The organism is Microvirga pudoricolor (assembly GCF_016892705.1).
Taxonomy (GTDB): Bacteria; Pseudomonadota; Alphaproteobacteria; order Rhizobiales; family Beijerinckiaceae; genus Microvirga; species Microvirga pudoricolor.
Genome location: NZ_JAFEMB010000001.1, coordinates 331,932 through 343,928 on the forward strand (window position 1 = coordinate 331,932; position 11,997 = coordinate 343,928).

Sequence of the window (11,997 nt, forward strand, 5' to 3'; positions counted from 1 at the left end):
AGGCCGGGCATTGCAGGTTTTAGCAAATCGAGTGCGCTTACTCGGCAGCTTCAGCCAGCGGTGCGGGCGGCGTCCATTTCAGCACCGGATTGCGGGCCGCGCGGGTCTCGTCGAGGCGACGGCGCGGCGCGTGATAGGGCGCGCCCGTGAAGCGGGCCGTGTCGCCGTTCTTCGCCGCCATGGCGAGATCGCGGAGCGTTGCGATGAAGAGGTCGAGGGACGTCTTCGATTCCGATTCCGTCGGCTCGATCAGCATCGCGCCATGCACCACCAGGGGGAAGTACATGGTCATCGGGTGGTAGCCCTCGTCGATCATGGCCTTGGCCACGTCGAGGGTGGTCACGCCGGTATCCTTCAGCCACGCATCGTCGAACAGGACCTCGTGCATGCAGGGCTTGTCGCCGAACGGCAGCGTCATCAGGTCGGACAGACCCGCCCGGATGTAGTTGGCGTTGAGCACCGCATCCTCGGAGGCCTGACGCATGCCGTCCGAACCGTGCGAGAGCATGTAGGAGAGCGCCCGCACATACATGCCCATCTGGCCGTGGAAGGCGGTCATGCGGCCGAAAGGCTTCTCGTCCGCGTCCTCTTCCTGCTCCACCAGCCGAAAACCGTCCTTGTCGACGGTCACGAACGGCACAGGCGCGAAGGGCGCGAGGCGCGCTGAGAGCACCACCGGGCCGGAGCCCGGACCACCGCCGCCATGGGGCGTCGAGAAGGTCTTGTGCAGGTTGATGTGCATGGCATCGACGCCGAGATCGCCCGGACGCGCCTTGCCCACGATGGCGTTGAAGTTCGCGCCGTCGCAGTAGAAGTAAGCGCCCGCATCGTGGATCGCCTTGGCGATCTCCGCCACCTGGTTCTCGAACAACCCGCAGGTGTTGGGGTTCGTGAGCATGATCGCGGCCACGTCGGGTCCGAGCAGCTTCTTCACGTCTTCCACATGCACCCAGCCGTCCTCGCGGGCAGGCACCGGCCTCACCTTGAAACCGATGAGAGCGGCGGTCGCCGGGTTCGTGCCGTGGGCCGAATCGGGCACCAGCACCACGTTGCGGGTTGCCCCCTCGCCCTTGGCTTCGATGGCGGCCTTGATGGCCATCATGCCGCAGAGCTCACCATGCGCGCCCGCCTTCGGGGAGAGCGCCACGGTGGTCATGTTGGTGAGCGTCACGAGGTAGCGGCCGAGCTCGCTCATCAGCTCCAGCGCGCCCTGCACGGTGGAGACCGGCTGGAGCGGATGCACGTCCGAGAAGCCGGGAAGCCGCGCCACGCGCTCGTTGAGACGCGCATTGTGCTTCATCGTGCAGGAGCCGAGCGGGAACAGGCCCGTGTCGATGCCGTAATTCATCTGGGACAGGCGCACGTAATGGCGCATGGTCTCGGGCTCCGAGAGGCCCGGCAGCCCGATGGCCTCCTTGCGCTCAAGGCCGCCGAGGCGGGGCTTGAAATCCTCCGGCTCGTCGAGGTCGACGCCGGTCACGTCGTAGCGTCCGACTTCGAAGATCAGCGGTTCGACCTGGGCCAGCGCCTTGTTGCCCGTGAAGGTCGGGTGGGCGTTGGTGCCGGCTTCGCCGGCGGCGGTGGGGCGTCCCTGGCGGTTCAACATCACAGCACCTCCTTCAGGGCAGCCGCAAGGGCCGCGCGGTCATCGTCGGTATTCACTTCGGTGGAGGCCACGAGCAGCAGGTTGTCGAGGTTCGCTCCCGGCAGGAGGCGCGAGACGGGTACGCCCGCGAGCACGCCCTTGGCGGCGAGTTGCTCGACCACCTCGGCGGCGTTCTTCGAGAGCTTGATCGTGAACTCGTTGAAGAACGTCTTGTTGAGGACTTCGACGCCCTTCACGGCACCGAGGGCGTCCGCGAGCTTCACCGCATTGGCGTGGTTGATTCGCGCCAGACGCGCGAGACCGGCTTCGCCGAGCAGCGTCATGTGGATCGTGAAGGCGAGGCAGCACAGGCCCGAATTGGTGCAGATGTTCGATGTGGCCTTGTCGCGGCGGATATGCTGCTCGCGCGTGGACAGCGTGAGCACGAAGCCACGGGTGCCGTCCGCGTCCACGGTCTCGCCGCAGAGGCGGCCCGGCATCTGGCGCACGTATTTCGACTGCGTGGCGAAGAGGCCCACATAGGGTCCGCCGAAATTGAGCGCGTTGCCGATGGACTGGCCCTCGCCCACCACGATGTCGGCCCCCATGGCGCCCGGCGACTCGAGGAGGCCGAGCGACACGACTTCCGTGAACACCGCGATGAGCAGCGCGCCGTGCTGGTGCGCCTTGTCGGCGATGGCCTTGAGGTCGCGCACGTTGCCGAACACGTCCGGGCTCTGCACGACGACGCAGGACACGCTGTCGTCGATCTGCGCGAGGATGTCCTCGTCCGCCATAACGTCCGGCGGCAGAACGGTGACGTCGTCGCTCGCCATGTCGGACAGGGTCTTGACCACGTCCACGTAATGCGGATGCAGGCCGCCCGAGAGCACCGCCTTGCGACGCTTGGTGACCCGATGCGCCATCAGCACGGCCTCGCCGGTGCCGGTGGAACCGTCATACATGGAGGCGTTGGCCACATCCATACCGGTGAGCGCCGCGACCTGCGTCTGGAACTCGAAGAGATATTGCAGCGTGCCTTGCGCGATCTCCGGCTGATACGGCGTGTAGCTCGTCAGGAACTCGGAGCGCTGGATCAGGTGATCGACGGTGGCGGGCACGTGGTGCTTGTAGGCGCCCGCGCCCACGAAGAACGGCACCGACGAGGCCGATACGTTCTTGGACGACATCCGCGACAGGATGCGCTCGACCTCCAGCTCGCCCTTGCGGCGGGGAAGATCGACGGGACCGTCGAGGAGCAGGCTTTTCGGCACGTCGGCGAACAGTTCGTCCACGTGCTTGACGCCGATGCGGGCGAGCATTTCGCCGCGATCGGTCTCGGAGAGGGGCAGGTAACGCATGTGCTTAACCTTGCGGATCAGTGCGACGGAATGCCCGCCACCACGATTTCCGTGAGCACGGAATTCGCGATGAAGCATTCCTGGTGGGACAGGTGATGGAGTTCGGCGATCTGCTCCGGCGTCGGGCGTTTGTCGCCGGAGAATGCGATCGTCGGGTCGAGGGTGATCTTGGAGACGAAAAGCTTGCCCTTTTCGTTCTTCGTCATGATGCCGACCGCCCGATCCTCGTAGGCGTCGACGATGAAGCGTTTCTTGGCCGCGAGGGAGAGAAAGGTCAGCATGTGGCAGCTCGACACCGCCGCCACGAACGCCTCCTCCGGATCGACAGCATCCTCCCGGGACAAGGGCAGCGGCACGACGGACGGTGACGCCGAGGCCGGCACCGTGATGCCGCCGTCGAAGGACCAGACATGGCCCCGTCCGTAGACGCTATTGGAGAACTCGGCTCCATCCCGCGTCCACGTCACCGTCGCCTTATGCTCGTGCGCCATTCGATTGGTTTGCCTTTTGGTCTCGAACGAAGCCTCATCCTGAGGGAATTGCGCAGCAATTCGTCTCGAAGGATGAGGCGCCTCCAGTGCTCTCTGGACCCTCCTTCGAGACGGACCTGACGGCCCTCCTCAGGATGAGGATAGAGTTGGAAGGACGCTCAATCCTTCTAAAGCGACTTCACGAAGTCCTGGTACTGCTCCTCGGTCATGAGGCCGTCGAGCTCGCCCTGGTCCTTCACCTTGAGCTTCATGAACCAGCCGCGCCCGGACGGATCCTCGTTCACGGTGCCGGGGGTCGCCTCGAGATCGCCGTTGACCTCGACCACCTCGCCGGAGACCGGCGCGTAGATCTCGCTCGCGGCCTTGACGCTTTCCACCACGGCGGCTTCGTCGCCCTTGGAGACGCTCTTGCCGACGCTCGGCAGCTCCACGAACACCACGTCGCCGAGCTGCTGCTGGGCGTAGTCCGTGATGCCGACGGTGCCGGTATCGCCGTCGAGGCGAATGTATTCGTGGTCCTTGGTGTAGCGGGTGGTCATGGTGTGGTTCCCTCTTGAATGTCATCCCGGCCAAGCGAAGCGCGAGCCGGGATCGTTCGACGGTTAGCGATCCCGGATCGGCTTCGCCGTCCGGGATGACGATGGATCAACGCTTGTAACGATGGGGCGCGAAGGGCATGGCCGCGACCTTGGCGGCGAGCGGCTTGCCGCGCACCACCAGATGCAGGTCCGTGCCGACCGCGGCGGCATCCTTCGTCACGTATCCCATGGCGACCGGGCCGTTCACGGTGGGGCCGAAACCGCCGGAGGTCACGATTCCGACCTCGCGGCCGTCAGGCGTGGTGATGACCGCGCCCTCGCGGGCGGGGGCCCGGCCTTCCAGCTTGATGCCGACGCGCACCCGGGAGGCTCCCTCCCTGATCTCGCGCTGGACGCGGCTCGCGCCCGGAAACCCGCCCTCCTCCCGGCGCCGCTTCTGGATCGACCAGATGAGCCCGGCCTCGACCGGCGAGGTCGTGGTGTCGATGTCATGGCCGTAGAGGCACAGGCCCGCTTCCAGGCGCAGGGAATCGCGGGCTCCGAGGCCGATGGGCTTGACCTCGGGATGGGCACACAGCGCCTGCCAGAGCCTCGCGGCGTCCCCGGCCTCGACGGAAATCTCGTAGCCGTCCTCGCCCGTATAGCCCGAGCGCGAGACATGGCACGGGATGCCGTCGACCGTGATGTCGGCGGACATCATGAACGGGAGATCGGCCAGCGCCGGGGCCTTCCCGGCCATGACGGCGGCAGCGGACGGACCCTGGATGGCGATCAACGCCAGATCGTCCTTGCGCCGCAGGCTCACGCTCTTCGGCAGGCGGGCCTCGATATGGGCGTAGTCCTGATCCTTCATCGAGGCGTTCACGACCAGATAGAGCCAGCCCTCGTGGCCCGGAGCGCCCACGCGGGTCACCATCAGGTCGTCCAGGATGCCGCCATCGTCGGCCAGGAGCTGGGAATAGCGCTGCTGGTTAGGCTTGAGATTCACGACGTCGGCCGGGATCAGGGCCTCGAGCGCCCGGGCCACCGTCTCGTGGCTGCCGTCCTCGGCGACCAGGAAGGCCTGCCCCATGTGGGACACGTCGAACAGCCCCGCATGGTCGCGGGTCCAGTTATGCTCGGTCAGGATGCCGGTGGGGTACTGCACCGGCATGTCGTAGCCCGCGAAGGGCACCATGCGGGCGCCTTGGGCCACGTGCTCGGCATGGAGCGGGGTTTGCAGCAGCGGCTCGTCGGCACGGGCGGGCTCGGCCATGGTCTTTCCCTCATAGGACGCGCGTTCATCGGGCTTGGGTCAAGCCCGTTCGTTGCGCCCCCTCTGTCCCATGACCTGAGAGATTTCCCGCAAATCCCGCCCTTTCAAGGCCGGAACGCGGTTACGCCCGTCGGTGGACGCCCCCTTGCGGCGGCGTCGCTTTCCAGAGTGCCAGCTCCCACGCGGTCCTTTGGCCTGAGCGTTTCCGGGGCGGTTGCGCCTTCGGCGCCGGACTCGGGGTCCGGTCTCTTCCGCGGGGATCAGCGGCTGCGATTAGCTCTGGCGATGAATCAGGTTCCTGTCAACAAACCTGCCGCCGCAGCCCCCAGCCGGCAGGGATCGATTGACGCGAGCCCGTCCAGGCCCCATCTTAAGGGTCCTATCCACAGAAGGGGAGACGCGCGGCCTGATCGGGTCGACAGCTCCTGATATCGTTGTTCGAACTGATCATCGCTCTGGTTCTCGTCGTCCTCAACGGGGTTTTCGCTCTTTCCGAACTTGCTATCGTGTCCGCGCGGCGTCCACGGCTCAAGACCATGGCCGAGCAGGGGCGCGCCGGCGCCTCCACGGCCCTGACCCTCATGGAGGATTCGGGCAAGTTCCTGTCCACGGTCCAGATCGGCATCACCCTGGTGGGCATCCTGGCCGGCGCCTTCTCGGGCGCGGCCCTGGGCGCGCAGCTCACGGCGATTCTGGAGGGGAACGGCGTCCCGCCCGGCGTGGCCGAGCCCCTGGGCTACGCCATCGTCATCGGCCTCATCACCTATTTCTCCATCGTGATCGGCGAGCTCGTGCCCAAGCAGCTCGCCCTGCGGAACCCGGAGGCGATCGCCTGCGTGGTCGCCCCCATCATGAGGCTGGTCTCGACGGTCTTCTCCCCGGTGGTCTGGCTCCTGAACGCCTCCACGCGCCTCATCTTCAAGCTTCTCGGCACATCGAGCGAGGGTGACAGCACGGTCACGGAGGAAGAGATCAAGCTCCTCGTCGGCGAGGCCGAAAGCGCGGGCGTGATCGAGGAGGAGGAGCGCCGCATGATCTCGGGCGTTCTGCGCCTCGGCGACCGGCCGGTGCGCGGCCTCATGACGCCCCGCACCGACGTGGACTGGATCGACCTCCAGGACGATCTCCAGACCATCCGCCAGCTTCTCATCGAGACGCCCCATTCCCGCCTGCCGGTGAGCGAGGGCGATTCCGACAACATGCTCGGCGTGATCCAATCGCGGGAGATCCTGGCCGCCCTCCTGTCGGGCGACGAGTTCGACATCCGCCAGCACATCCGGATCGCTCCCATCATCCCGGATACCCTGTACGCCCTCGACGCGCTCTCGCTCCTGCGCGAATCCGAGGTTCCCATGGCCCTCGTCCATGACGAGTACGGGCATTTCGAGGGCGTGGTCACGCCCGCCGACGCCCTGGAGGCCATCGTGGGCGCGTTCCGGTCCGACGCCGAGACCCCCGACCCCGACGCCGTGCGGCGGGAGGACGGGTCCTGGCTGCTCGCGGGCTCCATGCCGGTGGACGAGATGGCCGAGATCCTCAGCATCACCCTGCCCGAGAGCCGAAGCTACCACACGGTGGGCGGCCTCGTGATCAGCGAACTCCAGCACCTGCCCGCCACGGGCGAGCATGTGGAGACCCTCGGCTGGCGCTTCGAGGTGGTGGACCTGGACGGCCGCCGGATCGACAAGGTCCTGGCCACGTCGCTGATCCAGCGGGCGGGCTCCTCGGCGCTGCTGTCGTAACCGCCTGAGACCCCAAAGCGATCCCAGCGTCCCGATGATTGGCCGCGCTGCCAGGGCGGAACGGCTTGACGTCTCCGGCGGCGGCGGCTTTCCTCGCGAGACCGCCGCCACGACCGCTGGAGGCGTGTCTCGTCCGGGAGGACGCCATGAGCCTGGCCGCCCTGCTGGCCTTCGCCGCCATCATGTTCGTGGGCATCGTGACTCCGGGCCCGACGGTGCTGCTCGCCCTCACCAACGGCTCGCGGCACGGGCTGAGGATCGCCGCCTACGGCATGGCCGGGGCGGTCGCGGCCGACCTCACGCTCGTGGCCCTGGTCGGGCTCGGACTCGGGGCTCTCCTGGCCGCCTCCGAGGGATTGTTTCTCGCGGTGAAATGGACCGGGGTCGCCTATCTGGGCTTCGTGGGCGCGGTGCTGATGAGAGCCAGGGCGGAGCCTTCCCTTACGCCAGTCTCAGGCCGGACGGACCCTAACATAAGGGAAGGCTCGCACCGGGGCGCATCGCCGCCCTCGCCCCTCGCCACCGTCTCGAAAAGCTTCGTCATGGCGATGAGCAATCCGAAATACTACCTGTTCATGTCGGCCTTCCTGCCGCAATTCGTCGTGCAGGATCTGCCGCCGCTCCCGCAATATCTCCTCCTCGGCGCCGTTATCGCAGCCCTCGATCTGGTCGTGATGTCCGGTTACGCCCTCTTGGGCTACAAGGCCGCGCGGGCTTTCTCGCACCGGGCGGCCGTCTGGCTCGACCGGCTGAGCGGCGCCGCGCTTCTGGGCCTCGCCGGCTCCATCGCCCTCTACCGCCGCGCGGCCTGACGGGGCCTGGAGTCAGTCCAGGACGAGTCCCGTCTCGCGCCCGGCACGATGATCGGGCCTCTACCGGCGGCTGCTGCGCGCTCCGGCGCCGAGGCCCACGTCGATGCTGAAATTGGTGGCGTCGGCGGCGGAGACCACGATGTTCTCCTCCACGATCGTCGCCCGGCCCTGGGTCTCGCCGCTCGGGATCGCGATCGCGACCCGGCGGGGACGGCTGGCGATCACCTGGTCGCCGCGCTTCACCACGATGTTCACGGGCGCGTCGTACCGGCCCGCGCCGCCGCCGGCGCCGAGCAGCGCCAGCACTTCGACGCCCACCTTGACGCTGGTGGTGCCGTCGGCGTTGCCGGTGCACTCGCGCGCGAGCTCACCGAGGGAGATCTGGCTGCGCAGCCCCGAGGCGTCGCCGACCCGGCCGCCCGAATAGGCCTGGATGGCGGCCCCGCCGTCCGGGATCTGGACCCTGGGGCAGTACACGTCCTCGGTCTGCCGAGTCATGGGGGGCGGAACCGTCGGTCCGGCGAACAGGACCATGTTGCTCAACGTCGAGCCCTCCTCGCCCGGCGCGCCGCCCCCGCAGCCGCCGAGCGCGAGCAGACCCACCAGACCGAGGCCGGTCACGGCCCGCTTGCCATCCACGCGCATGAAAACCCCCTGAATTTTGGTTCTGTATGGCCCGACCAAAGCATCGGACCCAAAAGTGGGATCCACTTTTGGGATCTATTCGATGCATTTGCAAGGACTTGAGCATCGTTGGACGCGGGAAAACCGCGTACACTTTTCCGCACGATGCTCTACGGCAGAGAATCAAATCCTGTGCCGAACCCGTTCAGCGAGACCGGGATTCCGATGCCCTCCTCGGGGGTCTGGAACACGATGAAGGTGGCGGTCTGGCCCGACTTCATCTGGTTGATGAGGGTGTCCTCCATGACGACCTCCGCCACGCAGCCCGTGGTCAGGCAGCGCACGAAGCCGGCCCGGCCGATATCGGTCTGGTCGATCTTCAGGCCGAGGCCGGACGGCAGCAGGATGCCCAGGGGCGCGACGATGCGCAGGAGACGGCTTTTGCCGTCGGCGGTCTTGAGCACGATGATCACCAGCGACATGTTCGGCCGGTCCTCGGCCGCCACGTTCTGGACCAGGGCGCATTGCTCGGCGCTGGCGCCGGCGGGGGTCTCGCAGCGCATCTGCCAGTCCCCGTAGGTGTTCTTCACCAGGCCCTGAGCCTGGGCCATATCAGCTGTGGACAACAGGGCGAGGCCGAACAGCGCGGCGGCGCCCGCACGAATCCATTGTGACACGATCACCGGCATCTCCGTTTTGAATCGTTCGAAACGGCGGAAATACAACCGCATCGCCTGCCGTCGGTGGAGCCGTTGGGACCATGGAGCGCCCCGGAATGTCAAGCGAGCGGGCACGATCCCATGATTTTTCAGAGTTCTTTGGCGGTTATGACGCACGATTTGGAATGCTTCTACCGTTGCGCTTCCGGCGATCCTGTGATCATAGACACGGGATCAAAGGTGATGGCGCAGGCCGGGCACCGCCTTCCGTGCGGCAGCCTCCTTTTCGAAGCCCTGACGGCCGGGGGCCATCACATCAGGTAGGAGCTTTGGAAAACCGATGCGGATCGAGGCCTCAGGATATCGATCGGCGGCTGCCCTCTTTACGGCAGTGATCGCCTTCATGTTGGGCTTTAGTGAGGCATTCGCCGCCCAGCCTCAGCCTTGGGAAGCCACCATGCAGCCCATGGTGACCGAAGTCGGGCGCGACCTGTCGAACTTCCACACCTACCTGGTCTGGCTGGTCACGATCGTGTGCCTGTTCGTGCTGGCGCTCCTCGTCATCATCGTCGTCAGGTTCAACGAGAAGCGGAACCCGACACCCTCCAAGACGACCCACAACACCCTTCTGGAAGTGGCCTGGACCATCGTTCCGGTGCTCATCCTGGTCGCCATCGCGATCCCGTCCTTCCGCCTCCTGCGCCTCCAGCTCGTGGTTCCGAACCCGGACATCGTGGTCAAGGCCACCGGCTATGCCTGGTACTGGGGCTACGAGTACCCGGCCGACCAGGGCGGCGGCTTCAAGTTCGATTCCAACATGGTCGATTCCAAGGACCTGAAGCCCGGCCAGCCCAAGCTTCTCACCGTGGACAACGACATGGTCGTTCCCGTGAACAAGATCGTAAAGGTCCAGGTGACCGCCGCCGACGTGCTCCACTCCTTCGCGATGCCGTCCTTCGGCATCAAGGTGGACGCGGTCCCGGGCCGCCTGAACGAGACTTGGTTCAAGGCCGATCAGGTGGGCACCTATCACGGCCAGTGCTCGGAGCTGTGCGGCAACGGGCACCCCTACATGCCCATCACCATCCGGGTCGTGAGCGAGCAGGACTACGCGGCTTGGCTCACCGAATCCAAGGCGAAGTTCGCCTCCAACGACAGCGCCGCGCCGGTCAAGCTCGCCGACGCCCAGTAATTCCAAGAACCAGGACCACAGGGGTCTAGAACATGGCACATGCCTCTGACGCCGCTCACGCGGATCACCACGAACACATCCCGACCTTCTGGCGTCGGTGGTTCTATTCCACGAACCACAAGGATATCGGCACCCTCTACATGATCTTCGGCTTCATCGCCGGAATCGTGGGCGGCGCCCTGTCCATCGGTATGCGCCTCGAGCTGCAGGAGCCGGGCCTCCAGTTCTTCTCGAACCCGCAGGCCTTCAACGTCTTCGTGACCAGCCACGGTCTCATCATGGTGTTCTTCATGGTGATGCCGACCCTCATCGGCGGGTTCGGCAACTGGTTCGTGCCCCTCATGATCGGCGCGCCCGACATGGCGTTCCCGCGCATGAACAACATCTCGTTCTGGCTCACGGTGGCGGCCTTCTGCATGCTGGTCACCTCCCTGTTCCTGGAGGGCGCACCCGGTTCGCTCGGCTTCGGCGGCGGCTGGACGGTCTATCCGCCGCTCTCCACGGCGGGCCATCCGGGCCCGGCGCTCGATTTCGGCATCCTGGCCCTGCACCTCGCGGGTGCGGCCTCGATCCTGGGCGCCATCAACTTCATCACCACCATCCTGAACATGCGCGCCCCCGGCATGACGCTGCACAAGATGCCGCTGTTTGCCTGGTCCATGCTGGTCACCGCCTTCCTGCTGCTCCTGTCGCTGCCGGTCCTGGCGGGCGCGATCACGATGCTGCTCACGGACCGCAACTTCGGCACCACCTTCTTCGACCCGTCGGGTGGCGGCGATCCGATCCTCTACCAGCACCTGTTCTGGTTCTTCGGCCACCCCGAAGTGTACATCATGATCCTGCCGGCCTTCGGCATCGTCAGCCACATCATCTCGACCTTCTCGAAGAAGCCGATCTTCGGCTATCTCGGCATGGCCTACGCCATGGTGGCCATCGGCGTCGTGGGCTTCGTGGTGTGGGCGCACCACATGTACACGGTGGGCCTCTCCCTGCAGACCCAGGCCTATTTCGTGTTTGCCACCATGGTGATCGCGGTGCCGACGGGCGTGAAGATCTTCTCGTGGATCGCCACCATGTGGGGCGGCTCCATCCGCTTCACGGCCGCCATGCAATGGGCCATCGGATTCGTGTTCCTGTTCACGGTCGGCGGCGTCACGGGCGTCGTGCTGGCGAATGCGGGCGTGGACCGGTACATGCACGACACCTACTACGTGGTGGCCCACTTCCACTACGTGCTGTCGCTCGGCGCCGTGTTCGTCATTTTCGCGGGCGTCTATTACTGGTTCCCGAAGATCACCGGCTACATGATGCCGGAATGGATCGGAAAGACCCATTTCTGGATCTCGTTCATCGGCGCGAACGTCCTGTTCTTCCCGATGCACTTCCTGGGCCTCTCGGGCATGCCGCGCCGCTACGCGGACTATCCCGACGCCTTCGCGGGCTGGAACATGGTGTCGTCCATCGGCTCCTACATCTTCGGCTTCGGCATCATCTTCTTCTTGTTCGGCGTGGTCTATGCCCTCGTCCGCAAGGAAAAGGCTGCCGGGAACCCGTGGGGCGAAGGCGCGACGACGCTGGAATGGACCCTGTCCTCTCCTCCGCCCTACCACCAGTTCGAGACCCTTCCGCGCATCGCCGATACGGGTCACTAAATCGCCAGAGTCGGGCGGTCTTCAAAGGACCGCCCGCTCCTCCCCCGAGGGCTCCACGGAGTCTTCCGGCGAGGAGCTGCAGCAA

General features: G+C 66.0%; 12 protein-coding genes and 1 riboswitch. Of the genes, 4 read left to right on the plus strand and 8 right to left on the minus strand.

Going from position 1 to position 11,997, the window contains the following annotated elements:
* Positions 1-37: 37 nt before the first annotated feature.
* From gcvPB to gcvT, 5 genes are all read right to left on the minus strand, one after another.
* Positions 38-1,606: an aminomethyl-transferring glycine dehydrogenase subunit GcvPB gene (gene gcvPB, locus ILT42_RS01535; RefSeq protein ID WP_204213545.1), complete on the minus strand. Its 1,569-nt coding sequence runs from the start codon at positions 1,604-1,606 to the stop codon at positions 38-40.
* Positions 1,606-2,946, minus strand: a complete 1,341-nt coding sequence (gcvPA, locus tag ILT42_RS01540) for an aminomethyl-transferring glycine dehydrogenase subunit GcvPA (protein ID WP_204213546.1) — start codon at positions 2,944-2,946, stop codon at positions 1,606-1,608. The genes gcvPB and gcvPA overlap by 1 nt, the downstream gene beginning before the upstream one ends.
* Before the next feature lie 17 nt (positions 2,947-2,963).
* Positions 2,964-3,437, minus strand: a complete 474-nt coding sequence (locus ILT42_RS01545; RefSeq protein ID WP_204213547.1) for an OsmC family protein — start codon at positions 3,435-3,437, stop codon at positions 2,964-2,966.
* A gap of 167 nt (positions 3,438-3,604) precedes the next feature.
* The gene (gene gcvH, locus ILT42_RS01550) at positions 3,605-3,976 is read right to left on the minus strand and encodes a glycine cleavage system protein GcvH (protein WP_204213548.1); all 372 of its coding nucleotides are present in this window, start codon (positions 3,974-3,976) and stop codon (positions 3,605-3,607) included.
* A gap of 106 nt (positions 3,977-4,082) precedes the next feature.
* The gene (gcvT, locus tag ILT42_RS01555; protein ID WP_204213549.1) at positions 4,083-5,231 is read right to left on the minus strand and encodes a glycine cleavage system aminomethyltransferase GcvT; all 1,149 of its coding nucleotides are present in this window, start codon (positions 5,229-5,231) and stop codon (positions 4,083-4,085) included.
* 173 nt (positions 5,232-5,404) lie between these two features.
* Positions 5,405-5,495: riboswitch (glycine riboswitch) on the minus strand.
* Between the two features lie 170 nt (positions 5,496-5,665).
* Between gcvT and ILT42_RS01560 the strand changes: the two genes are divergently transcribed.
* Together ILT42_RS01560 and ILT42_RS01565 are read left to right on the plus strand one after the other, a co-directional pair.
* Complete coding sequence (locus ILT42_RS01560) at positions 5,666-6,973, plus strand: hemolysin family protein (RefSeq protein WP_204213550.1); 1,308 nt, start codon at positions 5,666-5,668, stop codon at positions 6,971-6,973.
* 146 nt (positions 6,974-7,119) lie between these two features.
* On the plus strand, positions 7,120-7,785 hold the full coding sequence (locus ILT42_RS01565) for a LysE family translocator (protein WP_204213551.1): 666 nt from the start codon (positions 7,120-7,122) through the stop codon (positions 7,783-7,785).
* A gap of 60 nt (positions 7,786-7,845) precedes the next feature.
* Here the strand turns inward: ILT42_RS01565 and ILT42_RS01570 are convergent, their stop codons facing one another.
* From ILT42_RS01570 to ILT42_RS01580, 3 genes are all read right to left on the minus strand, one after another.
* A complete protein-coding gene (locus ILT42_RS01570; RefSeq protein ID WP_204213552.1) occupies positions 7,846-8,496 on the minus strand; it encodes a hypothetical protein in 651 nt (216 codons plus the stop codon).
* A gap of 83 nt (positions 8,497-8,579) precedes the next feature.
* Complete coding sequence (locus ILT42_RS01575) at positions 8,580-9,020, minus strand: invasion associated locus B family protein (protein ID WP_407664528.1); 441 nt, start codon at positions 9,018-9,020, stop codon at positions 8,580-8,582.
* A 282-nt stretch (positions 9,021-9,302) separates the two neighbouring features.
* The gene (locus ILT42_RS01580; RefSeq protein WP_204213554.1) at positions 9,303-9,473 is read right to left on the minus strand and encodes a hypothetical protein; all 171 of its coding nucleotides are present in this window, start codon (positions 9,471-9,473) and stop codon (positions 9,303-9,305) included.
* Between ILT42_RS01580 and coxB the strand changes: the two genes are divergently transcribed.
* Together coxB and ctaD are read left to right on the plus strand one after the other, a co-directional pair.
* A complete protein-coding gene (coxB, locus tag ILT42_RS01585; RefSeq protein WP_229428318.1) occupies positions 9,409-10,260 on the plus strand; it encodes a cytochrome c oxidase subunit II in 852 nt (283 codons plus the stop codon). The genes ILT42_RS01580 and coxB overlap by 65 nt on opposite strands.
* Positions 10,261-10,292: 32 nt before the next feature.
* Positions 10,293-11,912 carry a cytochrome c oxidase subunit I gene (gene ctaD / locus ILT42_RS01590; RefSeq protein ID WP_204213556.1) on the plus strand — a complete coding sequence of 540 codons (1,620 nt, stop codon included), beginning with the start codon at positions 10,293-10,295 and terminating at the stop codon, positions 11,910-11,912.
* Positions 11,913-11,997 lie beyond the last annotated feature (85 nt).

Coding starts and splice junctions, on each gene's coding strand:
- gcvPB (WP_204213545.1), bottom strand. CDS start 1,606: ATGTTGAACCGCCAGGGACGCCCCACCGCCGCCGGCGAAGCCGGCACC.
- gcvPA (WP_204213546.1), bottom strand. CDS start 2,946: ATGCGTTACCTGCCCCTCTCCGAGACCGATCGCGGCGAAATGCTCGCC.
- ILT42_RS01545 (WP_204213547.1), bottom strand. CDS start 3,437: ATGGCGCACGAGCATAAGGCGACGGTGACGTGGACGCGGGATGGAGCC.
- gcvH (WP_204213548.1), bottom strand. CDS start 3,976: ATGACCACCCGCTACACCAAGGACCACGAATACATTCGCCTCGACGGC.
- gcvT (WP_204213549.1), bottom strand. CDS start 5,231: ATGGCCGAGCCCGCCCGTGCCGACGAGCCGCTGCTGCAAACCCCGCTC.
- ILT42_RS01565 (WP_204213551.1), top strand. CDS start 7,120: ATGAGCCTGGCCGCCCTGCTGGCCTTCGCCGCCATCATGTTCGTGGGC.
- ILT42_RS01575 (WP_407664528.1), bottom strand. CDS start 9,020: ATGGCCCAGGCTCAGGGCCTGGTGAAGAACACCTACGGGGACTGGCAG.
- coxB (WP_229428318.1), top strand. CDS start 9,409: ATGCGGATCGAGGCCTCAGGATATCGATCGGCGGCTGCCCTCTTTACG.
- ILT42_RS01580 (WP_204213554.1), bottom strand. CDS start 9,473: ATGAAGGCGATCACTGCCGTAAAGAGGGCAGCCGCCGATCGATATCCT.
- ctaD (WP_204213556.1), top strand. CDS start 10,293: ATGGCACATGCCTCTGACGCCGCTCACGCGGATCACCACGAACACATC.